This is a genomic window from Diaphorobacter sp. B2A2W2, assembly GCF_056730635.1.
Genome location: NZ_JBWZOR010000001.1, coordinates 294,785 through 318,215 on the forward strand (window position 1 = coordinate 294,785; position 23,431 = coordinate 318,215).

26 protein-coding genes are annotated in these 23,431 nt (G+C 66.5%); 10 read left to right on the forward strand and 16 right to left on the reverse strand.

Annotated elements, in window-relative coordinates:
• Positions 1-62 precede the first annotated feature (62 nt).
• From AC1PPL_RS01365 to AC1PPL_RS01380, 4 genes are all read left to right on the forward strand, one after another.
• Complete coding sequence (locus AC1PPL_RS01365) at positions 63-1,370, forward strand: glucarate dehydratase family protein (RefSeq protein WP_479972434.1); 1,308 nt, start codon at positions 63-65, stop codon at positions 1,368-1,370.
• A 31-nt stretch (positions 1,371-1,401) separates the two neighbouring features.
• Complete coding sequence (locus AC1PPL_RS01370) at positions 1,402-2,406, forward strand: Bug family tripartite tricarboxylate transporter substrate binding protein (RefSeq protein ID WP_479972435.1); 1,005 nt, start codon at positions 1,402-1,404, stop codon at positions 2,404-2,406.
• Between the two features lie 141 nt (positions 2,407-2,547).
• Complete coding sequence (garD, locus tag AC1PPL_RS01375) at positions 2,548-4,110, forward strand: galactarate dehydratase (protein ID WP_479972436.1); 1,563 nt, start codon at positions 2,548-2,550, stop codon at positions 4,108-4,110.
• A gap of 49 nt (positions 4,111-4,159) precedes the next feature.
• Positions 4,160-5,218, forward strand: a complete 1,059-nt coding sequence (locus tag AC1PPL_RS01380; RefSeq protein WP_479972437.1) for an SMP-30/gluconolactonase/LRE family protein — start codon at positions 4,160-4,162, stop codon at positions 5,216-5,218.
• A gap of 286 nt (positions 5,219-5,504) precedes the next feature.
• Here AC1PPL_RS01380 and AC1PPL_RS01385 read toward each other — a convergent pair whose 3' ends face one another.
• Both AC1PPL_RS01385 and trpB read right to left on the reverse strand, forming a co-directional pair.
• Positions 5,505-5,843 (reverse strand): YggL family protein, encoded by a 339-nt coding sequence (locus tag AC1PPL_RS01385; RefSeq protein WP_011805244.1) that lies wholly within the window; start codon positions 5,841-5,843, stop codon positions 5,505-5,507.
• A 67-nt stretch (positions 5,844-5,910) separates the two neighbouring features.
• Positions 5,911-7,119 carry a tryptophan synthase subunit beta gene (gene trpB / locus AC1PPL_RS01390; protein WP_015913327.1) on the reverse strand — a complete coding sequence of 403 codons (1,209 nt, stop codon included), beginning with the start codon at positions 7,117-7,119 and terminating at the stop codon, positions 5,911-5,913.
• 215 nt (positions 7,120-7,334) lie between these two features.
• Here trpB and AC1PPL_RS01395 point away from each other — a divergent pair, with 215 nt between their 5' ends.
• Positions 7,335-7,721, forward strand: coding sequence for a hypothetical protein (locus AC1PPL_RS01395; RefSeq protein WP_479972438.1), 387 nt, complete (start codon positions 7,335-7,337; stop codon positions 7,719-7,721).
• A gap of 71 nt (positions 7,722-7,792) precedes the next feature.
• Here the strand turns inward: AC1PPL_RS01395 and AC1PPL_RS01400 are convergent, their stop codons facing one another.
• From AC1PPL_RS01400 to wrbA, 3 genes are read right to left on the reverse strand one after another with little or no spacing between them, the layout of a single operon-like run.
• Entirely contained in the window at positions 7,793-8,179 is a 387-nt protein-coding gene (locus AC1PPL_RS01400; protein WP_088886782.1) for a hypothetical protein, read from the reverse strand.
• Positions 8,166-9,386 carry an MFS transporter gene (locus tag AC1PPL_RS01405; protein ID WP_479972439.1) on the reverse strand — a complete coding sequence of 407 codons (1,221 nt, stop codon included), beginning with the start codon at positions 9,384-9,386 and terminating at the stop codon, positions 8,166-8,168. The genes AC1PPL_RS01400 and AC1PPL_RS01405 overlap by 14 nt, the downstream gene beginning before the upstream one ends.
• Positions 9,383-10,021, reverse strand: a complete 639-nt coding sequence (wrbA, locus tag AC1PPL_RS01410) for an NAD(P)H:quinone oxidoreductase (protein WP_088886780.1) — start codon at positions 10,019-10,021, stop codon at positions 9,383-9,385. Before wrbA ends, AC1PPL_RS01405 begins: the two co-directional genes overlap by 4 nt.
• Before the next feature lie 101 nt (positions 10,022-10,122).
• Between wrbA and AC1PPL_RS01415 the strand changes: the two genes are divergently transcribed.
• Positions 10,123-11,028, forward strand: a complete 906-nt coding sequence (locus AC1PPL_RS01415) for a LysR family transcriptional regulator (protein WP_088886779.1) — start codon at positions 10,123-10,125, stop codon at positions 11,026-11,028.
• A gap of 323 nt (positions 11,029-11,351) precedes the next feature.
• On the opposite strand, the gene mmsB is transcribed toward AC1PPL_RS01415, so the two are convergent.
• The 5 genes from mmsB to AC1PPL_RS01440 all read right to left on the reverse strand — a co-directional run bounded on the left by mmsB (position 11,352) and on the right by AC1PPL_RS01440 (position 15,990).
• Entirely contained in the window at positions 11,352-12,335 is a 984-nt protein-coding gene (gene mmsB, locus AC1PPL_RS01420; RefSeq protein ID WP_228403714.1) for a 3-hydroxyisobutyrate dehydrogenase, read from the reverse strand.
• Complete coding sequence (locus AC1PPL_RS01425; RefSeq protein ID WP_088886777.1) at positions 12,332-12,736, reverse strand: TfoX/Sxy family protein; 405 nt, start codon at positions 12,734-12,736, stop codon at positions 12,332-12,334. The genes mmsB and AC1PPL_RS01425 overlap by 4 nt, the downstream gene beginning before the upstream one ends.
• A gap of 69 nt (positions 12,737-12,805) precedes the next feature.
• The gene (locus AC1PPL_RS01430; protein ID WP_088886776.1) at positions 12,806-13,972 is read right to left on the reverse strand and encodes an acyl-CoA dehydrogenase family protein; all 1,167 of its coding nucleotides are present in this window, start codon (positions 13,970-13,972) and stop codon (positions 12,806-12,808) included.
• A 27-nt stretch (positions 13,973-13,999) separates the two neighbouring features.
• Entirely contained in the window at positions 14,000-14,428 is a 429-nt protein-coding gene (locus tag AC1PPL_RS01435) for a lysozyme inhibitor LprI family protein (protein WP_088886775.1), read from the reverse strand.
• Between the two features lie 38 nt (positions 14,429-14,466).
• Positions 14,467-15,990: a CoA-acylating methylmalonate-semialdehyde dehydrogenase gene (locus AC1PPL_RS01440; RefSeq protein ID WP_088886774.1), complete on the reverse strand. Its 1,524-nt coding sequence runs from the start codon at positions 15,988-15,990 to the stop codon at positions 14,467-14,469.
• A 157-nt stretch (positions 15,991-16,147) separates the two neighbouring features.
• Here AC1PPL_RS01440 and AC1PPL_RS01445 point away from each other — a divergent pair, with 157 nt between their 5' ends.
• Entirely contained in the window at positions 16,148-17,059 is a 912-nt protein-coding gene (locus tag AC1PPL_RS01445; RefSeq protein ID WP_103737656.1) for a LysR family transcriptional regulator, read from the forward strand.
• Between the two features lie 70 nt (positions 17,060-17,129).
• Here the strand turns inward: AC1PPL_RS01445 and AC1PPL_RS01450 are convergent, their stop codons facing one another.
• The 5 genes from AC1PPL_RS01450 to AC1PPL_RS01470 all read right to left on the reverse strand — a co-directional run bounded on the left by AC1PPL_RS01450 (position 17,130) and on the right by AC1PPL_RS01470 (position 20,528).
• Entirely contained in the window at positions 17,130-17,918 is a 789-nt protein-coding gene (locus tag AC1PPL_RS01450; protein WP_479972440.1) for a hypothetical protein, read from the reverse strand.
• A gap of 46 nt (positions 17,919-17,964) precedes the next feature.
• Positions 17,965-18,135 (reverse strand): hypothetical protein, encoded by a 171-nt coding sequence (locus AC1PPL_RS01455; RefSeq protein ID WP_187306019.1) that lies wholly within the window; start codon positions 18,133-18,135, stop codon positions 17,965-17,967.
• A gap of 155 nt (positions 18,136-18,290) precedes the next feature.
• On the reverse strand, positions 18,291-19,304 hold the full coding sequence (locus AC1PPL_RS01460) for an SDR family oxidoreductase (RefSeq protein WP_479972441.1): 1,014 nt from the start codon (positions 19,302-19,304) through the stop codon (positions 18,291-18,293).
• A gap of 223 nt (positions 19,305-19,527) precedes the next feature.
• Positions 19,528-19,803, reverse strand: a complete 276-nt coding sequence (locus AC1PPL_RS01465) for a KGG domain-containing protein (RefSeq protein ID WP_479972442.1) — start codon at positions 19,801-19,803, stop codon at positions 19,528-19,530.
• Positions 19,804-19,949: 146 nt separating this feature from the next.
• A complete protein-coding gene (locus tag AC1PPL_RS01470; RefSeq protein WP_015913346.1) occupies positions 19,950-20,528 on the reverse strand; it encodes a hypothetical protein in 579 nt (192 codons plus the stop codon).
• A gap of 370 nt (positions 20,529-20,898) precedes the next feature.
• On the opposite strand from AC1PPL_RS01470, the gene AC1PPL_RS01475 reads away from it, so the two are divergent.
• Together AC1PPL_RS01475 and AC1PPL_RS01480 are read left to right on the forward strand one after the other, a co-directional pair.
• Entirely contained in the window at positions 20,899-21,135 is a 237-nt protein-coding gene (locus tag AC1PPL_RS01475; RefSeq protein WP_479972443.1) for a hypothetical protein, read from the forward strand.
• 29 nt (positions 21,136-21,164) lie between these two features.
• On the forward strand, positions 21,165-21,638 hold the full coding sequence (locus tag AC1PPL_RS01480) for a CBS domain-containing protein (RefSeq protein WP_479972444.1): 474 nt from the start codon (positions 21,165-21,167) through the stop codon (positions 21,636-21,638).
• Positions 21,639-21,673: 35 nt separating this feature from the next.
• Here the strand turns inward: AC1PPL_RS01480 and AC1PPL_RS01485 are convergent, their stop codons facing one another.
• Positions 21,674-21,832, reverse strand: coding sequence for a DUF3309 family protein (locus tag AC1PPL_RS01485; protein WP_011805256.1), 159 nt, complete (start codon positions 21,830-21,832; stop codon positions 21,674-21,676).
• 436 nt (positions 21,833-22,268) lie between these two features.
• Here AC1PPL_RS01485 and AC1PPL_RS01490 point away from each other — a divergent pair, with 436 nt between their 5' ends.
• Positions 22,269-23,375 (forward strand): PQQ-dependent sugar dehydrogenase, encoded by a 1,107-nt coding sequence (locus AC1PPL_RS01490; protein ID WP_479972593.1) that lies wholly within the window; start codon positions 22,269-22,271, stop codon positions 23,373-23,375.
• Positions 23,376-23,431: the final 56 nt, after the last annotated feature.

The window sequence follows — 23,431 nt, forward strand, 5'->3', positions numbered from 1 at the left end:
ATATCTCTTATTCGAGCCGCACCCTGAAATGCCGGCACGGATGCCCCTCTCAACGCACGAAGATGAGCACCTCCCACGCGATCCGCCACATCCGCATCACGCCCATTGCCTTCCGCGATCCGCCGCTGCTCAATGCGGCCGGCATCCACGAGCCCTGGGTCCTGCGCTCCATCATCGAGATCGAGACCGCCTCGGGTCTGGTGGGCATCAACGAGAGCTATGGCGACCAGCCCATGCTGGACGCATTGGCCAAGGCGGCGCCCGCCCTGGTGGGTCTGTCCCCCTGGGCGCTCAATGCAATGGAGCAGCGCGTGGCGGCCCTGGTCGCACCGCCCGCACAGACGGCCTCGGAATTCCTGGGGCAGCAGGTGTCGCTGGCACCGGGCACGCATGTATCCAAGACCGTGGCCAAGGTCATCAGCGCGTTTGAAGTGGCGACGATGGACCTGCAAGGCCAGTTGGCCCAGGCCCCGGTCGTGGATCTGCTGGGCGGCGCGGCGCGCGACAGCGTTCCCTTCTCGGCCTACCTGTTCTACAAATACGCCGAACACATCGACCAGCCCTATACGCCGGATGCCTGGGGCGAGGCACTCACGCCCGCGCAACTCGTCGCCCAGGCGCGGCGCATGATCGCCCAGTACGGCTTCCAGAGCATCAAGCTCAAGGCCGGCGCCTTGCCGCCCGACCAGGAGGCGGCCGGCATCCTGGCGCTGGCCCAGGCCTTTCCGGGTATGCCGTTGCGCATCGACCCCAACGCCAACTGGACGGTACAGACCAGCCTGAAGGTAGTGCAGCAACTGCGTGGCGTGCTGGAGTATTACGAAGACCCGGCCCCTGGCCTGGAGGGCATGGCTGCCGTGGCGCGCGCGATGGAGCGCGAAGGCGATGTGCCGCTGGCCACCAACATGGTGGTCACCGACTTTGCCGAATTCCGCCGCAACGTCGACCTCGGCTGCCCGGTGAAGATCGTGCTCAGCGACCACCACTACTGGGGCGGTCTGCGTGCCACGCAACGGCTGGCCACGCTGTGCAAGACCTTCGACCTGGGTCTGTCCATGCACAGCAACTCCCACCTGGGCATCAGCCTCGTCGCCATGACGCACCTGTGTGCCAGCGTGCCGCAGCTCACCTATGCCTGCGACACGCACTACCCGTGGCAGGACGAGGAGGTCGTCGAAGGCGGCCGCCTGCAATTCGAACAGGGCAGCCTGCGCGTGCCTACGACGGCGGGCCTGGGCGTCACGCTGGATCGCGAGGCGCTGGCCAGCCTGCACGACAACTACCTGCACTGCGGCATCCGCAACCGCGACGACCTCGGGCAGATGCGCAAGTACGACCCCGACTTCACTGGCCGCCAGCCACGTTTCTGAGTCCTTTCCATCCAACCAGGAGACATCCCCCATGCAACGCCGCACCTTGATCAAAAGCTCCCTCGCCGCCGCCAGCGCCTTGCTGCTGGGCAGCGCATTGACCCCCTTGCCTGCGGCAGCGCAGGGCACTTGGCCCGCGGGCAAGGCCATCACCTACCTGGTGCCCTTTCCACCCGGCGGTAATACCGACACGCTGGCTCGCGTGGTAGCCCAGCCTCTGGGCCAGGCCCTGGGCACGCCCGTGGTCATCGACAACAAGGGCGGCGCGGGCGGCAGCGTGGGATCGGCCATCGCCGCGCGCGCGCCCGCCGACGGCTACACCATCCTTGGCGGCACCATCAGCTCGCACGCCATCAACGTGAGCCTGTACCCCAAGCTGGACTACGACCCCGTCAAGTCCTTCACACCGATTGCCATGTTGGGCTCAGGCCCTCTTGTGCTGGTGGTGCCCGCCGCCAGCCCGTACAAGACGCTTGCGGAAGTGCTCGCCGCCAGCAAGGCCAAGGCCGCGGCGGGCGGCCTGTCCTCGGCGTCGCCCGGCAGCGGCACCTCCAACCACATGGCGCTGGAGCTGCTGGCCTATCAGACGGGCGTGAAGTTCACGCATGTGCCATACAAGGGCAGCGGCCCGGCGGTGCAGGACGTGATCGGTGGCCAGGTGGACATGATGTTCGACACCGCCCTGGTCGTAGGCCCGCACATCCAGTCGGGCAAGCTGCGCCCCATCGCCGTGACCAGCTCCAAACGCGTGGAGTCGCTGCCCGACGTGCCCACCATTGCCGAAGCCGGAGAAAAAGGCTTCGACATGGGCTCCTGGCAGGCCGTGTTCGCGCCCGCCGGCGCACCCAAGCCCATCGTGGACCGACTGCACGCCGAGATCATGAAGATCGTCGCCACCCCGGAAGTCCAGGCGCGCCTCAAAGCCTTCGGCATGGTGCCATCCACCATGACGCCCGCCGAACTGGCCACATTCCAGAAAGCCGAGGTGGCCAAGTGGGCGCAGGTGATCAAGGCCGCAGGCATAAAGGCGGAATGACCCCTGAGCGGCCGCACGCCTTTCGCTAACGGAGATGCCGCCCCGTTGCCGGGTAGCTCTTGCACGGCAACCTGGTTGCAGGCGTCAGCTTCGTCGCCCGCGGGCGGCCGTAGCGCCATGGAAACTGGAAAAGACATTGGTATGAGTACACAAGCCCCGCTTTGCATCGCCATGCACCCGGCCGACAACGTCGCCATTGTGGCCAACGATGGCGGCCTGCCTGCTGGCACCCGGCTGCCCGGCGGCCAGGTGCTGGTGGACAAGGTGCCGCAGGCGCACAAGGTGGCGCTGGAAGACATTCCCGAGGGCGGTGCCGTGCGCCGCTACAACGTGGTCATCGGCTATGCCCTCAAGTTCATAGCGGCTGGCAGCTGGGTGCACGAGCGCCTGTTGCAGATGCCCGATGCGCGTGCGCTGGACGGCCTGCCCATCGCCACCGCCAGGCCGACGCCGATGGAGCCGCTGGCGGGCTACACCTTCGAGGGTTACCGCAACGCCGATGGCTCCGTGGGCACGCGCAACATCCTTGCAATCACCCAGACGGTGCAGTGCGTGGCCGGGGTGACGGACTTTGCCGTGCAGCGTATCAAGGCCGAGTTGCTGCCCAAGTACCCGAACGTGGACGACGTGGTGGCGCTGGAGCATGGCTACGGCTGCGGTGTCGCCATCGACGCGCCGGACGCGGCGGTACCCATCCGCACGCTGCGCAACATCAGCCTCAACCCGAACTTCGGCGGCGAGGTGATGGTGGTCAGCCTGGGCTGCGAGAAGCTGCAGCCCGAGCGCCTCATGCCGCCTGGCACCATTGCTCTGGTGGACCAGCGCACCTTGCAGGAGGCACCGCTGGACGTGGTGTGTCTGCAGGACGAAGCCCATGTGGGCTTTATGTCCATGGTCGACTCCATCCTGCGCCAGGCCGACGAGCACCTGAAGCGCCTGAACGCACGTCGGCGCGAGACGGTGCCTGCCAGCGAACTGGTGGTGGGCGTGCAGTGCGGCGGCAGCGATGCCTTCAGCGGCGTGACCGCCAACCCGGCCGTGGGCTTTTGCACCGATTTGCTGGTGCGCGCCGGCGCCACGGTGATGTTCAGCGAGGTGACCGAGGTGCGTGACGGCATCGACCAGCTCACCGCACGTGCGGCCACGCCCGAGGTGGCGCAGGCCCTGATCGACCAGATGGTCTGGTACGACGCCTACCTGGCACGCGGCCGCGTGGACCGCAGTGCCAACACCACGCCGGGCAACAAGAAGGGGGGCCTGTCGAACATCGTCGAGAAGGCCATGGGCTCCATCGTCAAGAGCGGTAGCGCGCCCATCGCCGGCGTGGTGGCTCCGGGCGAAAAGGCGACGCAAAAAGGTTTGCTCTACGCGGCCACCCCCGCCAGCGACTTCATCTGCGGCACGCTGCAACTGGCGGCGGGCATGAACCTGCATGTGTTCACCACGGGGCGCGGCACGCCTTATGGGCTTGCGCAGGTGCCGGTGATCAAGGTAGCCACGCGCAGCGATTTGGCCCGGCGTTGGCACGACCTGATGGATGTGAACGCCGGCCGCATCGCAGACGGGCAGGCCACCATCGAAGACGTGGGCTGGGAGTTATTCCACCTCATGCTCGACGTGGCCAGCGGCCGTAAAAAGACCTGGGCCGAGCACTGGAAGCTGGCCAACCAGCTCGTGCTGTTCAACCCGGCGCCGGTGACCTGACCTGCTTGTTCGACCCAACCCGGGCAAAACCCACAACGGAGATCCCGAAATGCCTCACAAGAAGAATGCGGCGCCCAGCGTTGCCACGCGGCGCCATTTCCTGGCCGGCGCGGTGGCCGCCACGGCCGCAGGTGCTGCCACGGCGCAGAGTTTTGAATTCAAGCCCCAGCAGCGTTACCCCGACCCATCGGTGCAAGTGCTGGACCCGCAGTTCGCCAAGTACCGCATCTACAGCAGCAGCGTGGAGCAGATTGCCACCGGCATGCGTTGGGCCGAAGGGCCCGTGTGGTTCGGAGACGGGCGCTACCTGCTGGTATCCGACATTCCGAACAACCGCATCATGCGCTGGGATGAGGCCAGCGGTGCGTGGGGCGTATTCCGCCAGCCCTCCAACTTTTCCAACGGCCTCGCGCGCGACCGCCAGGGCCGGCTGCTGACCTGCGAGCACCTGACGCGCCGTATCACGCGCACCGAGTACGACGGAAGCATCACCGTGCTGGCCGATGGCTACAACGGCAAGCGCTTCAACTCACCCAACGACATCATTTGCAGCAAGGACGGCGCGGTCTGGTTCACCGACCCGCCGTTCGGCATCGCCGGTCATTGGGAGGGCGAAAAGGCCGCGCCAGAGCTGCCGCACGGCGTCTACCGCATCGACCCGGGCGGCGCAAAGGTCAGCCAGGTACTGGGCGACCTGGCGGGTGCCAATGGCCTGTGCTTTTCGCCCGATGAGAAGGTGCTCTACATCGTCGAGGGCCGCCACCAGCCGCATCGCGTGGTGTGGGCCTACGACGTGGGCCCGGGCGGGCGGCTGTCCGGCAAGCGTCTGCACATCGACGCGGGCGGCCCGGGTGCCCTGGACGGCATCAAGTGCGACGAGTTCGGCAACCTCTGGTGCGGGTGGGGCAGCAACGGCGCCGTGGGCGCCAACCCGGCGGACCTGGATGGCGTGATGGTCTTCAACCCCGAAGGCAAAGCCATTGGCCACATCCGGCTGCCTGAGCGTTGTGCCAACCTGTGTTTTGGGGGTGCCAAGAACAACCGCCTGTTCATGGCCAGCAGCCATTCGATCTACGCGCTTTACGTGGAGGCGCGCGGCGCTGTCTGAGTGCGAATGTCCCCGTGGCGGCCGCCCGCCACAGGGCAGGGGCCGCCCCGTGCGGCCCAGGTCATCAGGGCCGCAGGGATCACGGAAGGCTGAGCCAACCGCCCCGTTTGCACAAACGCACCGCATCAACGGCAACAGCCGCCACCCCCGTGGGGGTTGGCGGCTGTTTCGCTTCTGTTCTGATAGCTGCTGGCGCTTGTTGGTCAAAGGCTAGAGGCCAAAAAAGGCTTAAAACCTTCTGGCTGAAGCCAGCCCAGCGCTGCGCGGCTACCCTGTGGCGCGCGGCTCAGTCTTGCACGTACCAGGCGTCCTTCAGCTCGCTCACCGTGGCCTCGGCCACCTCGGGCTGTGCAGCCAGCCAGGCCTGTGTGGCTTGGCGGTCGTCCTCGGTGGCGGAGCCGCGCACGAAGGCCGTCACGAAGCCTTCGCGCACCCAGCCGGCGGCCGCCAGATTGCGGGGCACCAGCAGGTCCCGCACGAAGCGGTCCATCAGCGCCTCCTCTTGCTCGGGCGTCAGCTCCTGCTTGACCTTCAGCTCGTACTCGAAGCCGAATTCCTGAAACTCGGCCACGCGCATCTTCTTGCGAAGGCGGCGGCTGCGTTGCTTGTTGGGTGGCAGTGCCATGGTCAGGTTCTCTCAGTTCAGTGAATCAAGGGCGGCATGATGGCAGAACACGCGCCGCGCCCGCCCGTCAAAGCCCCAGCACCTTGGCGACGTAATCCGCATCCTTGTCGCCGCGGCCCGACAGGTTGACCAGGATGTGCTGGTCCTGAGGCAGCGTGGGCGCCACGCGGATGGCCCAGGCCACGGCATGGGCGCTCTCCAGCGCGGGGATGATCCCTTCCACGCGCGACAGCTGCATGAACGCGTCCAGACATTCCTTGTCGGTCACGGCTTCGTACTGCACGCGGCCAATGTCCTTCAGATAGCTGTGCTGCGGGCCCACGCCGGGGTAGTCCAGGCCCGAGGCAATGCTGTGCACGGCGGCGGGCACGCCCGGCGCATCCTCCAGCACATAGCACTTCATGCCGTGGATCTCACCGGGCTGGCCCATGCTCAGCGTGGCCGCGTGCCGGCCGGGCTTGTCGGTGCCTTCGCCCGAGGGCTCCACGCCCACCAGCTTCACATCGGTATCGCCCAGGAAGGCGGTGAACATGCCCATGGCATTGCTGCCGCCGCCCACGCAGGCGGTCACGTAGTCGGGCAGGCGGCCGTGTCTGGCCTGGAACTGCTCGCGCGCCTCGCGGCCGATGATGCTCTGGAAGTCGCGCACCATCATCGGGAACGGGTGCGGCCCCACCACCGAGCCGATGGCGTACAGGTAGTCGGTGGGGTTGGTCAGGTACTCCTCGAAGGCGCTGTCCACCGCCTCCTTCAGCGTGGCCGCGCCGCGCGTCACCGCCACCAGCTTGCAGCCCAGGATGCGCATCTTGGTGACGTTGGGGTGCTCCTTCTCGATGTCCACCTGGCCCATGTGGATCTCGCACGGGATGCCCACCAGCGCACAGGCCGTGGCCAGCGCCACACCGTGCTGGCCGGCGCCCGTCTCGGCGATCACCTTTTTCTTGCCCATGAACTTGGCCAGCAGCGCCTCGCCCAGGCAGTGGTTGATCTTGTGCGCGCCGGTGTGGTTCAGGTCCTCGCGCTTGAGGTGGATCTGCGCGCCGCCCAGCAGGCCCGAAAGCCGCTTGGCATGAAAGATCGGGCTGGGCCGGCCCACGTAATCGGCAAACAGCTGTGCCAGCTCGTCCTGAAAGTCCTTGCGCTGCGTGATCTCGGCATAGGCCGCGGCGATGTCGTCCATGGCGGCTTTCAGGTGCGGCGGCACAAGCTGCCCGCCGTAGGGGCCAAAGAAGCCGGCGGCATCGGGCATGGGGGCGAAGTCGGTGGAGGCTGTCATCGCAGTCAAAGGAGGAGGGTGGTTGAAAGAACTTCGATTTTGATAGCTGCCCGCGCTTTTCAGACGCGTGCTGGGCGGCATTTTCATGCTGAACCATTGCGGGGTGCTTACGGCCCGCCAACGGCAACACGGGGCAATATACGCGCGTGTTGCGCCTCACGGTTCGATACACGCCCCCGGTTGCTGCGCGCCGCCGCGCCGCCACAGAATCGACCATGCACCTGCAACCCTACGAAAGCGTGAATGTTGTACCCCTCACCGCCACGCGCGGCGACATCATCCGCGCCCACGGCCAGCCACGCAGCGAGTCGCGCAACAACGTCGGCCTGACCGCGCTGGACTATGGCGACGTGGTCTACCGCTTTCAGGACAGTGGCCGACTGGAAGAGGTGACCGCCCGCGCGGAGGCGCTGCACCTGGGCACCGTGGCCGTGCCGTTCCGTGACCTGGCCGCGTTTGTGCAATCGAGCGATGACCGGGCATTCGACCGCGCCGGGTTTCTGGTCAGCCCGCGGTACGGGATTGCCTTCGTACCGGAGAAGCCCTGCTGGGTGACGGCGCTGGCCCGCCATTGCGTACAAGAGTGGATGGCGATGGCTTGAATTTCTATCTAACCGATTGTTTTATAAAGAGTTTCGGTAGAGGAGCAAAGCCAGGGCATTGTTAGCCCGCTTCAACCAAGGCGAGAGAACCCGACAAATGCCGGCGTGAAGGAAACGCTGGCGTCACCGACTGCGTTCAGAATCCCGTCACGCACGGCTTTGCTGGCGTCGCCATAAACCTCCAAGCTGCGGATGACGCAGTACTTCATCACCTCGGCAATGCTGGGGTCAGACACTTGCCAATGGCGGAGAACCGCTTCGGAGTCTTGAAACAGCTGGAAGCTGTAGCAGAGGCCGTTCTCATCGTCGACGTAAGTCTGAACCATCAACTGTGGGGCGTGCTGATTTGCAAACTCGACCGCGTTGACGATGGCGCGCTTGAATTCGGCCACATGTTGCCGGTCAAAAGCCAGGGTATTGCGAAGAAGGATGGGGCTGGTTTGTCTATCGGTGGTCATGCGAGATTCGACTCCAAGGTGCTTCCAGGCTGCGTTCGGTTCGCGGCAGCAACCACCACGCCACCGCGACGGCCGCGAGGGCGGCGGCGGCGACCCCAGCTCCCAACGCGGGCCATCCGCCTGCTGCGGTGAGGGCGGCTGCGGCGGGTGGACCCGCGACCAGGCCCAGGTTGTTGCCCTGCATCATCATTCCCAGGGTCGCACCCACTGCATTGGGATGCGGTGCCTGTGACGGAGCCTCCGCGAAAAGCGCGGGAGGCACGATTCCAGAAATCACTGCAAAGACTACGACCAGGCCGAAACGCCACGCGGGGCCGAGCGGTGCTGTCGCCACGACCAACGCAAGCACTGCGCTGGCACCGAATGCCCAGGCCAAGGCAGAAGACGGTCGTGCCCCGTGCGCAACCAGCGCCCCGCCCAGCAGGTTGCCCACTGCACCCGCGCCGATGGCAAGCGCAGTGAGCGCGTTCGCCCGAGCCGGCGAGGGCGCCAGCCCGTCCTGCAGGACGACCGGCAGCAGCCCGAACAGAGCAAACCATGCCCCGGCATAGAGCATGAACAGCAGCAGCAGGCAGATTGGCCCCCGCGCCAGCAGCGTTTGGCGCAGCAAAGCCGCGGTGCTTGCGTTGTCCCGCGCAGCCGCTACATGGGGCGCGTGCAACGCCACGGCGCAGGCGAAGACCAGGGCGGCGGCGCTGCCCACCCACCACAGCGCGCGCCAGCCGTACAAGAGCAGGCAGGGGGACGCAAAGAGGATGAGTGCCATGCCAACCGGCATGAAGGTGCTCCAGGCACCCAACGGGCCAGAGGCGCCGCGTCCCCGCGCGATGTGTGCAATGAGGGCGGGGGCCGCCACGATCGCACCAAGGAAGCCAACGCCCTCCACGACGCGGCTTGTGATCAGCAGCACGGGGCCTTGGGCCATGGCGCCAGCGGCCGATGCGACGCCCTGCAGGAGCAGGCCGGCGATCAGTGCGCGGCGCGCGCCGAGCCGATCTGCCACCAGTCCGATGGCGATACCGAACATCGCCCCGACGACGCCGAAGGCGGACAGCAGCCACGCGGCTTGCGATAGCGGCATGGCCAGCGCCGTCTGCACAGCCTGCAACGCGGCGGGCGCCTTGCCCACCTGTACGGCCGAGACAATGCCAGCCCCGACCAGCAACAAGGTAGCGGGCCAGGGCGACGTCGGGAGCGCACGCGTCATGCCGCTTCCCGGTGGAGCCGGCCGAGCAACAAATCATGGGTGACGCGAGCGACGTGCGCGCCCTGGAAGCGCGCGCCTTCCAGCTCGTTCGGGCTCGGCAGGCGGTTGCCACCTTCGCCATCATCGGCGATCGTCGAAGCGCCATAGGGGCTGCCTCCGGTCACTTCGTCCATGCGGTTCTGCCCCTTGAAGGTATAGGGGAGGCCGACCAGCAGCATGCCCAGGTGCAGCAGCACCACGTGCGTCGTGAGCAGCGTGGCTTCCTGACCGCCGTGCTGCGAGCCCGTGGATGTGAAGACGCTGCCTACCTTGCCGACGAGCGCGTCGCGTGCCCAGAGGCCACCGGCCTGGTCCAAGAAGTTCTTCATCTGGGCGGCCATCGTGCCAAAGCGCGTCGGCGTGCCGAACAGGATCGCGTCGTAGTCGGCCAGCTCTTCGACCCGGGCGACCGGTGCGGCCTGTTCGAGCCGATAGCCAGCCCGCTCCGCAACCGATGGAGGCACGAGTTCCGGCACGCGTTTGAGGTCGGCCTGCGCGCCCGCCTCGCGCGCACCGTCGCGCACGGCCTGCGCCAGGGTTTCGACGTGCCCGTACGAGGAGTAGTACAGAACCAGCACACGTGGACGGATAGGCATCCTGAATTCCTTTCTTTTGAGTTGGTTGTGCGACTATGGGTCCAACGTCCGATCAATGAAAGTCACATAATTTCGCTCAAAGTGATCTAAAGAGTGGATCAATGATCGACGCCCTCACACTGGGTCAATTACGAACTTTTGTGGCCATCGCCGAAGCGGGCGGCTTTCGCGCCGGCGCTGCCCGCTTGCGACGAGCGCAGTCGGCCGTCAGCCACGCGGTGGCGAGCCTGGAGCAGGAGTTGGGTATTGCGCTCTTCGACCGCGACGGGCGCAGGCCGGTTTTGACGCCTGCCGGAACCGCGCTGCTAGAGGACGCACGCGCGGTGCTGCTAAAGGTGGACACCATGCGCGCTCGCGCCCAGGGCGTGAGCCAAGGGCTGGAGCTGGAGTTATCCGTCATCGTCGACACGCTGTTTCCGCTGCCCCTGGCCTGTGCCGCATTGCAGGCCGTGCACGCGCGGTATCCGAGCGTCCGTGTCCAACTGCAAGTCGCCCCGCTTGGCGGTCCACTCGACGCATTGCTCGAGGGCCGCTGTTCCGTGGCCATCACGGTCGGCAACGATCTGCACGATCCGCGGGTCAAGAAGGAGCCGCTGACGACGGTCCCGATCGTGCCCGTCGTGTCATCCAGCCACCGGCTGGGTGCGTCGCTGCGCGCGCGCAAGCGTCTGAGCGCGGACGATATTGGCGAGCACCTGCAGGTCGTCCTGATCGATCCCACCCCGCTGTCCGCGAGGCGTGACTTCAATGTGCTGTCTCCCCGGACGTGGCGCGTCGGTACGCAGGAAGCGAAGCAGGCGTTAATTGAGGCGGGCGTGGGCTGGGGCCGCCTGCCCCTATGGACAGTCGAAACCGCGCTGCGCGACGCTCGACTTCTGCGACTCGTTGCCAGCAACCTCGGCCCCGCAGGGGAAGCCCGTGAACAGGCCTATGTTGCGCATCGGCGCGATCGCGTACTTGGACCAGCGGGCAGGGCTTTTCGGGAGGAGGTGCTGTGTCGTGTCTGAAATTCCTCACTACCTCTGTTTTCGGGGGTACGCTGCGACGATCTCGCGCCAAGCCGCGCGCCCTGGTCCCGCGAGACCGTACCCAAGACCAACTGCATCGAAAGATGCCCGCTCCGGGTGAAGCGGGTATTTTTCAGGATCCGTCGATGATGTCAGCGGTCCAACTCGCCCGCGTTGCGTCGAAAGAGGCCATAGATGAATGAGCACCTACCTACTACCTGCCTAGTTTGAGATCGCAGCAAGGCACTCTGCTCAAAATAAAAAAAGGCGCTGCAACGCTAGTCACAGCGCCTGTTTGCAGAAGGCATGCCGGAAAGCCTGCGTCAGCCCTTCTTCTGCACCATCTTGATCACGCTGGAGAAATCATCCCCCCCGTGCCCCGCAATGCTGTGCGCCGCGTAGATTGCGCGCGCCATGCCGCCCAGCGGGGTGCTGGCCTTGGTGGCGATGGCGTTTTCCTGGGCCAGGCCCAAATCTTTCAACATCAGATCGGTGCCGAAGCCGCCCGCGTACCCCTTGCTGGCGGGGGCGTTCTCGTGCACGCCGGGGAAGGGGTTGTACTTTTCCAGTGCCCAGTTGCCGCCGGAGCTGCGGCGCATGATTTCGCTCAGCACCTTGGGGTCCAGGCCGTTGGCGACGCCCAGCGCGATGGCTTCGCTGGTGCCCACCATCAGGATGCCCAGCAGCATGTTGTTGCAGATCTTGGCCGTCTGGCCCGCGCCCACGGCGCCGGCGTGGAAGATGTTGGCGCCCATTTTTTCCAGCAGGGGACGTGCGCGCTGCAGTTGCGCGTCGGTGCCGCCCACCATGAAGGTGAGGGTGCCGGCGATGGCGCCGCCGGTGCCACCGGAGACGGGGGCGTCGATGAAGTCGATGCCGGCGGCCTCGGCCGCCTTGGCCACCTTCTGGCTGGTGGCGGCGGCGATGGTGGAGCTGTCGATCACCAGCGTGCCCTTGGCGATGCTGGCCAGCAGGTTGCCGTTGCCCAGGAACAGGCCTTCCACGTGCTGGCTGGCGGGCAGCATGGTGACGACGGCCTCGGCGCCCTGCACGGCGTCCTGCGCGCTGGCGGCGACCTGCAAGCCCTCGGCCTTGACCTTGGCAAGCGCGTCAGCGCTCAGGTCGAAGGCCTTCACGCTGTGGCCGGCCTTGTGCAGGTTGATGGCCATGGGGGCGCCCATGTTGCCCAGCCCAATGAATGCGATTTGCATGGTGGTTGTCTCCTGTGGTGTGTGATGGGAACTATTATTTTGATAGCTGTTAGCGCTTGATGGACGGGCTCTACGGGCCAAAATGCCTTCAATCATGATCGCGTGCCCTTGCTGCGGTTTGTGGCCGCCTTCGCCCGCCGGGGCGAGGCCTTGGCAAGCGGGTTGAAGGCGAGGGCGGTGTCGATCCAGTGCTCCCACTGGGCGCGCGTGGCGTAGGCGGCAGGCTCCAGCCAGAAGTAGCCGGCCATGCCGCCACGCGGGTCCAGTTCACGCACGCCAGGGGTTTCTGCGGTTGCGTCGTGCTGCTGCGGCGGCAGGCGCACCAACAGCTCTTCGCCCTTCACGCCCAGGCAAAGTTTGCCGTCCACCATGAAGGCGTGGCAGCCAAAGAGCGTGCGCTCCTCTACCTCCACCTGCGCGTTCAGCCGCTCGCCCAGTGCGTCGCGCACGGCGGCGATCAGGTGCAGCGCTTCGTCGGACAGGGGGCGGGCAGGCATGGTGGGTTTGGAGTCAAATAGGCCTCTAGCGCTTGTCCATCCAGCGCGAGCAGCTATGGTTTTTGAATGTCAACGGATCACCTCCGGCGCGTCGCCGTCCAGCATGCGCCGGCCGATGATGACGCGCATGATCTCGTTGGTGCCTTCCAGGATCTGGTGCACGCGCGCGTCGCGCAGCAGGCGCTCCAGCGGGTATTCGCGGATGTAGCCGTAGCCGCCGTGCAGCTGCAGCGCCTCGTTCACCACGTTGAAGCCCACGTCGGTGGCAAAGCGTTTGGCCATGGCGCAGTAGGTGGAGGCATCGCGCGCGCCTGCGTCAAGTTTGCTGGCGGCCAGCCGCACCATCTGGCGCGCAGCCACCAGCTCGGTGGCCATGTCGGCCAGCTTGAACTGCAGCGCCTGGAAGCTGGCGATCGGCTTGCCGAACTGCTTGCGGTCTTGCATGTAGCGCTGGGCGTGCTGCAGTGCGCCTTGCGCGGCGCCGACCGAGCAGGTGGCAATGTTGATGCGCCCGCCGTCCAGCCCCTTCATGGCGATCTTGAAGCCTTCGCCTTCCTGGCCCAGCAGGTGGTTGGCGGGGATGCGCACGTTGTCAAAGCTGATCTGGCGCGTGGGCTGGCTGTTCCAGCCCATCTTTTCTTCCTTCTTGCCGTAGTGGATGCCGGGCAGGTTCGCGGGCACGGCAAAGGCGCTGATGCCGCCCGCGCCGGATTGCGCGTCGCCGGTGCGTGCCATGAGCACCAGCACGTCGGTGCTGCCCGCACCGCTGATGAAGGCCTTGCTGCCGTTGATGACGTACTCGTTGCCGACCAGTTCCGCGCGCGTCTTGATGGAGGCGGCGTCGGACCCCGCGCCGGGCTCGGTCAGGCAGTAGCTGGCGAGCTTTTGCCCGCTGGTGAGTGCCTCGCCCCATTCGGCGCGCACGGCATCCGTGGCCCAGGTGCCCAGCATCCAGGTGGCCATGTTGTGGATGGTGATGAAGGCGGTGGTGCTGGGGTCCACGGCCGCCAGTTCCTCGAACACCAGCGTGGCGTCCAGGCGCGGCAGGGCCAGGCCACCGGCGCTCTCGGGCGCGTACAGGCCGCAAAAGCCCAGTTCGCCCGCACGGCAAATAGCCTCGCGGGGGAAGATGCCCTGCGCATCCCACTCGGCGGCGTGGGGCGCCAGCTCCGCCTGGGCGAACTGGCGCGCGGTGTCGGCAAAAGCGCGCTGGTCTTCGCTGAGTTCAAAGTCCATGGCGGGTGTCTCCTTCTCTTATGCGTCTTATGGCTTGTTCGTCGTGGGCTGCGGCGCCTCGCCATGGTGCAGCCAGTGCATCAGGGCGTCGCGCCGCGCCTGGGTATGGACCGTCAGGCAGTCGTGGTACAGCCGCGGCCATTCGGGGCGGGACTCCGCCGCGCGCTGCGCCTGCTTGCACTGCGCGGCGCGCGTGCGCTGCCAGGCGGCGTGGTCCTGGCGCAGGGCAGGGCGCTCGTGGGCCGACAGGGCACGCATCACATCGCCATACAGAATCTGAGTGGCGGTGTCCGCCTCCTGGTAGCGCTGCACGGCGCAGGCGTTGGTCTCATCCACCGTGCCGCCGGGGCGGCAGGCAGCGCCGGCCTGCGCCTGTACCTGGGTGGCAGCCAACAGGGCGCACGCAGCGGCCAAGGTGCGCAGGCGGGCGGCATGGGGTTTCACGCATCGGGTCATGCCTGTGATTTCACCATGCGCGCACCGCGCGGCGCCGCTTACTTCAGGCTGATGGTGGTGTTCACGCCGTGGCTGGTGGTGCTGTCGTCAAACCAGCGCGCCGTGACGGTCTTGGTCTGCGTGTAGAACAGCACCACCTGCTTGCCGTAGGGGCCCAGGTCGCCCAGCTTGGAGGCGCGGCTGCCGGTGAACGAGAACAGCGGCACGGGCACGGGGATCGGCACGTTGATGCCCACCTGGCCCACGTCGATGTCTTCCTGGAACTTGCGCGCGGCCGCGCCGGACTGCGTGAAGATGGCCGTGCCGTTGCCGTTGGGGTTGGCGTTGATGAACTCGATGGCCTCGTCGATGTCCTCGGCGCCGGCCAGGCACAGCACGGGGCCGAAGATTTCCTGGTCGTACACGCTCATGCCGGGCTTCACACCGCTGAAGATCGTGGGGCCGACGAAGTTGCCCTTGTCGTAGCCCGCCACCTGGGGCTTGCGGCCGTCCAGTTCCAGCGTGGCACCGTCGGCAATGCCGCGCTCGATCAGGCCCTCCACGCGCGACAGCGCGGCGCAGCTCACCAGCGGGCCCACGTCGGTGCCGGGCTCGGTGCCGGCGGACACCTTCAGCGTCTTGGCCTTCTCGACCAGCTCGGGGATCCAGTTGCGCGCCTCGCCCACCAGCACGGCGACCGACAGGGCCATGCAGCGCTGTCCTGCTGCGCCGAAGGCGGCGCCGGCCAGGGCGTTCAGCGTCTGCTCCTTGTTGGCGTCAGGCATGACGATGGCGTGGTTCTTCGCACCCATCATGCATTGCACGCGCTTGCCGTTGAGGCTGGCGCGGTTGTACACATGGGTGCCCACCTTGGTGGAGCCCACGAAGCTGATGGCCTTGATGTCGGGGTGGTCGCAGATGGCGTTCACGGCGTCTTCGCCGCCATGCACCACGTTCAGCACGCCGGCGGGGATGCCGGCCTCCAGCGCCAGTTCGCACAGGCGCATGGTGACCATGGGGTCCTGCTCGGAGGGCTTGAGCACGAAGGTGTTGCCCGTGGCGATGGCCATGGGGAACATCCACAGCGGGATCATCGCGGGGAAGTTGAACGGCGTGATGCCGGCGCACACGCCCAGCGGCTGCATGATGGAATAGGTGTCCACGCCGTTGGCCACGTTGTTGGCCAGCTCGCCCAGCTGTAGCGTGCCGATGTTGGCCGCGTGCTCCACCACTTCCAGGCCGCGGAACACGTCGCCTTCGGCGTCGGGCAAGGTCTTGCCTTGCTCGGCCGTCAGCAGGGCGGCCAGTTCCTTCATGTTCTCGCGGATGAGCTGCTGCAGCTTCAGGAAGATGCGCGCGCGCGTGCCGATGGGGGTCTTCTTCCAGGTCTTGAAGGCGTCCTTGGCAGAGGCCACGGCGGCGTTGATCTCGTCGGGCGTGGCGAAAGGCACGCGCGCCAGCACCTGTTGCGTGGCGGGATTGACCACGTCACGCCACTGGGTGGTCTTGGACTCGACGAACTGGCCGCCGATCAGCAGCTTGACGGTGGGGGCCTTCACGGCCTGGGAGGTGGATGCGTCCATGGTTGTCTCCTGGGGGTCCTGGGGTGGTCTGCAATGAAGCCGGCACGGCAAGTGCCGACTTGGCATGGGCTGCATCGTAGTTGTGCGAAATTGCGTAGGCAATAGACAATCACGCACCTTGGCTTTGCAAATTTGCACATCACCGCAGAGGAGCCGTATGGATTGGGACAATTTGCGCTACTTCCTGGAGCTGGCGCGCACCGGCACGCTGGCAGGGGCCGCGCGCCGCACGGGCGTGGAACACACGACAGTGGCGCGGCGCATCCAGGCGCTGGAAAAACAGATGGGTGCGCCGCTGTTCGCCCGCGAGGCAGCGGGACACCGGCTGACGGAAACCGGCCGCCACCTGCTGCCCGCCGTCGAGGCCATGGAGGCCGCCGTGCTGGGGGTGGAGCGCGCATCGCCCGCCAACTCCCCGGGCGCGGGCCCCTCCGGACTGGTGCGCGTGGGTGCCACCGAGGGTTTTGGCACGGTGGTGCTGGCGCCGCACCTGGCGCGGCTCACACAGAAGCACCCGCACTTGTCCATCGACCTGCTGGCTCTGCCGCGCATGCTGCACCTGAGCCGGCGCGAGGCGGACATCGTGATCTCCCTGGAGCGGCCCAAGCGCGGCTCGGTGATCGTCACCAAACTCGCCGACTACACCCTGCGTCTCTACGGCCAGCGCGAGTACTTGGCGCGCAGACCGCTGGTGGCTAAGCGTGAAGACCTGCGCCACCACGCCTTCATCAGCTACGTGGACGATCTGCTGTTCACGAAAGAGCTGCAGTTCATCGACCAGCTCTACCCGCCCGAGCGTTTTGCGCTGCGCAGCACCAGCATCACTGCGCAGTACGAGGCCGTGCGCGCCGGCGCGGGCCTGGCCGTGCTGCCCGCATTCCTGGCCGACCGTGACCCTGTACTTGCGCGCGTGCTGCCCCACGAGGCCGAGTTCACACGCACCTTCTGGATGAGCATGCCGGCCGAGGCCAAGCACCTGGCGCGCATGCAGGCGGTGTGGGCCTTCCTGAAAGACGTGGGCCAGCGCGAGGCGGCGTCGCTGGTCCCAGGTAAACCAGCGGCAGGCTAGGGCACGCTGCGGCATACAGAAAAAGGCCCCCGCATGCGGGGGCCCTTGCGGACCAGGGGATCATCGAGGATCAACCTTGCTCTTTGTTCTTGCCCGACGTGCCCTGGCTGGATGAGGTAGCGCTGTTGCTGCCGCTGCTCTTTTGCCCGGTGCCGCCGCGCGAGGTGCGCCAGGTGTTGAAGTCATCGGCAAACTTTTCATAGCGCTCCTTGCGCCAGGAGTCGTAATCGTCATCCAGTTGGCGCAATTGGTCCTGGCGCCACTGGTGGTAGTCGGGGTCGTTCTGAAAGCGCCCGCGCTGCTCTCCGCCGGTGCCGGAGTACTGCGAACCAAAGTCCGCGTCGCGATGGCCTTCATAACCCTGGCCTTGGGAGCCGTACCCCTGCGAACCGTACCCCCCGTAGCCGCTCTGACCCACGCCCCCCTGGGCGCCATAGCCTTGAGCGCCGCGGTAGCCGCGGCCGTACGAGCCCTGCATCGGGTTGTTGCCGCCATACATACCCTGCTGCTGCCCGCCTGCGCCAAAGTCGCCGCCATAGCCGGCACCGCCCTGGTAGCCCTGGCCTGATCGCGACCCTGCGCGGAAGTCGCTGTCATAACCCGCCTCGTAGCGGTCGCGGTAGTTTTCCTCATAAGGGCGCTGCTGTTGCATGCCCTGGTAGTCGCCGGCCCACTCGCGCTGGGAGCGCTGGGAGCCGCTGCCTTCCTGGCCATAGGATGCATAGCGCTCCCGGTCGTCCCCGCCGCGGTAGCCGCCGCCTTGCTGGGATTCGCGCCCGCCGCGGCCCATGCGATTGTCATGATCGTCACGGCTGCGGTCTTGGCGGTAATTGCGTTCGTCGTTGTCTCGGTATGCCATTGCGTACTCCTGAAAAAAAGGGGGTGGAAGAGGGGGCTGAAAACGCTCAGCGCTGCTTTGAACTGCGGTTGGATGAACCGCTTTTCGCGTTCGAATCGCCTTGCGATCGCGTGGAGTTCTGACCGCTGGCCGTGGCGCCACCCTGGCGGCTCTGGCTCTTGCGCTGGTTCGAGTTCTCCGTGTACTGGTTGTGGCCTTGCGGGTTGTTGTTGGGCATCGATTTCTCCTGAAGTGGTGGTGTGAAGGGCGCACAAAACCTGATGTGCGTGATTCATTCTTCGGTTGCGGTGCACGCGAGTCGGTAGGACCGGTCCTATCGGCGGGTAGGTGCCCTGCGATGACTGGAAACACAGCGCATGCGCATCAGACGCATCAGGCGCCGTCCCCCGCGTTGCCGGTAATGGGCAGCACGATCCCGGTGATGTAGCTGGAGCAGCACGGCGCTGCCAGGAACACGTAGGCTGGAGAAATCTCCTCGGGCTGTGCCGGCCGGCCCAGGTGCGTCTTCTCGCCGAAGTGAACGATGTCCTTGGACGATTGGTCCGCCGGGTTCAGCGGCGTCCATACCGGCCCCGGGGCCACCGCATTCACGCGGATGCCCTTTTCCGCCAGGTTGTGTGCCAGGGCTTTGGTGAAGGCATGGATGGCCCCCTTGGTGGCCGAATAGTCCAGCAGCTTCTTGCTGCCCCGCAGGCCGGTGACGGAGCCGGTGTTGATGATCGCGTCGCCGCGCGACAAGTGCGGCAGCGCGGCCGTGGTCATGTGGAAGTAGCCGTAGATATTCGTGCGGAAGGTTTCGTCCAGCCGTTCCTCGGTGATGTCCGTCAGCGATTCCGCGTGTTCCTGGAATGCGGCGTTGTTCACCAGGATGTTCAGCTTGCCGAGCTGGGCCACGGCCTGCTTCACCGCGTCGCGGCAAAACGCCGCGTCTTTCACGTCACCCCGGATGACCACACATTGACGGCCTTCCGCCTGCACCAGGCGGGCGGTCTCCTGTGCGTCCTGGTCGGCGCTCAGGTAGACGATGGCGACGTCGGCACCCTCGCGGGCAAACAGCAGCGCGACCGCGCGGCCAATGCCGGAGTCGCCCCCCGTGATCAGGGCCGCCATGCCCTGCAGTTTGCCACTGCCCTTGTAGTGGGGCGCGTCGAAACGGGGCTGAAGCTCCATGGCATGTTCATGCCCGGGCTTTTGCAGATGCTGGTCCGGCATGGGTGGAGCGGGCTCCTCGCGGCCCGGGCCGGGTGCCGCCTTCTGCGATTGCTGGGTGTCGCCTGAGGACTTGGCGGCGTCTTTTTGGTCTTGCTGCTGCTGTATGTCCCGCTGTTGTTGCTGGGTCTCGTCGGCGGTGGGCGAGGAGGGCGTCTGGCTGGCCGGTGTATTCATGAGAAGGCTCCGTGGAAGGTTCAGAAAGAGAGAGGACTGCTGCTCAGCCCAGGGATTTCCAGTGGGGAAGTTCGGGATCGGGGCAAAGCGGCGTGATGTGGCAATGACGGGCGGCGGTTTCCATGGCGTTGGCTCCAGCATAAAAAGTGGCTGAAATGACGGGCTGGAAACCACAGGGCCGGGCACGCGCCATGGCGGGCCCGGCCCTGCTGGCCAGTGCGCGTCAGCGGTCGCTGCTGCGGCGAGGGTTGCTCTGGCCGGCGCCGCGGGAAGCGTGGGTGCCCCCGTGGCTCTTGGCGCCTGCTGCGCGTGCCCCGGCGGAGGTGAACTCGTGCGCATTGCCCGAGGCATGGGCCGCGCGCCCGCCTTGCGAGGCCGTCTCGCGCCGGCGCTCGGGGTCCATGCAGGCAAATCCCCGCCCGCCCTGGCTGGTGGCCTGGGGCGGGGTGCCGGCGCGCTGATCTCGGCTGGCAGGACGTTGGGAGGTAGGGCTGGGCATGCGTAAGCTCCTGCGTGAAGGGGGAAATGAACAAGCGGCGACAGTGAATCGCTGCCAATTCACTCTAGGCCGCTGGATTTGCATGCACAGGTAAGAAGATTCCGACGGAGAGGTCGGAATCGGTTGCGCTGAGGCCGTGGTGGCGCTTACCCCTTGGCGGGCTGGCCGCCACTTTCTGCGGTGGGCGCGTCGGCCTCCGCTGCAATGCGCAGCTCTGCGGGCGGCAGCAGCGCCAGGTGGTCGTTGCTGACCACGGGAATGAACCCCAGCGCACCCCGCTGCTTGTGAAAGGGTGTGGAGAACTTGGCTTCGATGAGCGCGGTCACCTTCTGAAAGAAGGCGAGGTGCGGCGGGTCTCCATACGCCATCTCCGTCTGGTTCCAGCGCACACGCCATTGGTTGCGCACGCGCTGCACGCCGATGCGCACATGCTCATCCAGACATCCGTGGTTCATCTTGAAGACGATCGTGAGACCGAAGTAGATGAAGCCATCGTCTCCCGGCTGCAAGCGGGGCGAGAGGGTGGTTCCCTCGTCCTTCATGCGTTCCAGGTTTTCATTCAGAACGTGGAACTCAATGTCCGCCGACCGCGCGCCCAGGTATTCGATGTACTCCACGCGCATGTGCTCCGCGAACACGCGGCATTCCTCCTTGTAGCGCCCATATTCCGAGCACCATTGCGAGGCTTTGGCTTGCAGTTGTTCGAAGATGGGAGGACTGCTCATACGGGGCTCCTCATCCAGGGATCATGGTGTGTGACGGCGGGCGCGGACGGCCCGCCCCGGCACGCGGACTCCGCGGTGGACGGCGCCGCCGCGGTGTATTCAGCAGGAGCAAGGGCTGCCCGGTAGAGCGCCGTCCTCGAAGGATCCGCATCGATCCACTCTGCGCCTGGGAAAAATGCCCGGCTGTAGGACAAGGGCAGAAATAGGGCGGACCCTCATCGCTTGGGCGTCGCATCCTGCCCAGGTCGGCAGTACCGCCCAGCCACGCATTGCGCAGGCGCGCCTTCCCCGGTACGGCGGCTGGTCCTACAGCCCGGCGCCTGCGCGTTTTCCACACTGAAGGCCAATCCGTTGCAAGAAAGGACTTCCCATGGCCAAGCAGTGCGAAACCTGCGGCAATACCTACGACCGCACGTTCGATGTGATTCTGGACGGCAAGCCGCACACCTTCGACAGCTTTGAGTGCGCTATTTCGCGCCTGGCGCCGCGGTGCGGGCACTGCGAGGTGGCCATCATCGGCCACGGCGTGCAGGCGGGAGAGCGCATCTTCTGCTGCAACCATTGCGCCGAGGCCACGGGTGTCCAAGTCCTGCGCGATCGCGCCTGACCCTTGTCTTTTCATGAAAGGAGTGAGCTATGCAGAACGTTTCTGATGTGATGACCCGCGGGATCCGCACCATGGCACCCGACGACACCCTGACCACCGCCGCGCAGGCCATGCGCGAATTAAATGTGGGAGCCTTGCCGGTATGCGATGGCGAGCGCCTGGTGGGCATGGTGACGGACCGCGACATGGTGCTGCGCGGCCTGGCCGAAGAGCGCACCCACTCGCGCCTGAACGAGGTCATGTCCCGCGAGGTGTACTACTGCTACGAGGACCAGCCCGTGGACGAAGCCATCGCTTCCATGCGCGACATGCAGGTGCGCCGGCTGCCCGTGGTGGACCGTAAACAGCGGCTGGTGGGTATCGTGTCGCTGGGCGACGTGGCCACCAACGTGGACGAGCGCCAGTCCGGCACGGCGATCCGCGACATCTCCAGTCCTTCGGAGCCCGACCGGCGCAGCCAATCGGCCGCCAGCGGCGCCGCAGGCGGCGGCCAGACCTCGTGACGACACACGGCCGCGCGGGGCGCAGGCCCCGTTTTTTATATGCGCCCCATCAGCAGCAGGATGAGCACGATCACCACCACCAGCCCGACACCACCGCCCGGACCGTAGCCCCAGGAACGGCTGTACCCCCAGGTCGGCAGCACGCCGATCAGGATCAGCACCAGGATGATGAGCAGCAGGAGGGAAATCGACATGGTTTTTCCTTTCGTTGGCAACGCGGGCATCGCGTGGCCTCATCGTGCGGGCGCCGGGGGCGCGCGCAGCTAGGCAGGCGGCGCATGGCGTGGTCAGGCAGCATGCCGAGCGGGCTGTAGGCCAAGGCCCCGCTCTTGCCTGGACAAGTAGCCGGCGCTTTGCCACGCCGGCGGCGCGGGCCGCCGCGTGCGGATTCGCTGAAGGATGGGTTTGCCTGTGCGGCCCGGCCGCGCACAATGCACGTGCCATGGTGTCAACGCGGCGCCCTCCGCGTAGCCCCGCGTGCCGCATGCAGAGCCCGCTGGCGCAGCACCATGACAGCACCCACGGTTGATCCCAGGAATCCTTCCCATGAACTCTGTGCCAAAAGTGCCTGCAATCCATACTGGAAGAGCGCTAGCAGCTATTATTAACATAGCATTGACCGCTGCCGCCATGCTGGCGGGCGGCGAGGCGCTTTCCCAGGAGGTCGCACCCGTCCCCCCCGTGCCCGCGCGCGGTGAGGCGTCGGCGGAGGTAGTGGCTTCGGGCCTGAGCCATCCGTGGGGCCTGGCCTTCTTGCCGGGCGGGCGCTTCCTCGTCACCGAGCGGCCCGGCCGCCTGCGCGTGGTAGAGGCCGACGGGCGCCTGGGGTCGCCGCTGGCCGGGTTGCCACAAGTGGCGGCGGGCGGGCAGGGCGGCCTGCTGGATGTGATCACCGATGCGGACTTCGCACGCAACCGTCGCATCTTCTTTTGCTACTCCGAACCCGCACCGAAGGGCGGCGGCAACAGCACGGCCCTGGCCAGCGCTACGCTGGCGCCGGACGCGGCGGCGCTGCAAGACGTGAAAGTGCTCTTCAGCCAACGTCCCAAGGTGGCGAGCCAGTTGCACTTTGGCTGCCGCATCGTGCAGGCGCCGGACGGCCATCTGTTTCTCACCCTGGGCGAGCGCTACGGCCGCAAGGAGGACGCCCAGCGCCTGGACAACCACCTGGGCAAGGTCGTCCGCATAGCGCCCACGGGCGGCGCGGCGCCCGGCAACCCGCTGGCGGGCCGCGCGGGCGCGCTGCCGGAGATCTGGAGTTGGGGCCACCGCAACCCCCAGGGAGCGGCCTGGGGGCCGGACGGCCGGCTGTGGATCCATGAGCACGGCGCGCAAGGGGGCGACGAGATCAACCGCCCCGAAGCAGGCCGCAACTACGGCTGGCCGGTGATCACCTATGGCGAACACTATGGCGGCGGCAAGATCGGCGAGGGCACGGCCAAGGCCGGCATGGAGCAGCCGCTGCATTACTGGGTGCCGTCGATCGCGCCGTCGGGGATGGCCTTTCTCACCAGCGACCGGTACGGCGCGGCCTGGAAGGGGAGCCTGTTCGTGGGTTCTCTCAAGTTCGCACGGCTGCACCGGCTGGAGTTGCAGGGCGCGCAGGTGGTGCGCGACGAGTACCTGCTGGACCACCTGGGCGCGCGCATCCGCGACGTGCGCCAGGGGCCGGACGGTTGGTTGTACTTGCTCACCGACAGCCCGGACGGGCAGTTGCTGCGCCTGAGGCAACGTTGAACACGCCTGCGCGAGGACGCGTCGCGGTGCGGGACCGGCGCCAAGGGGGCACCCCT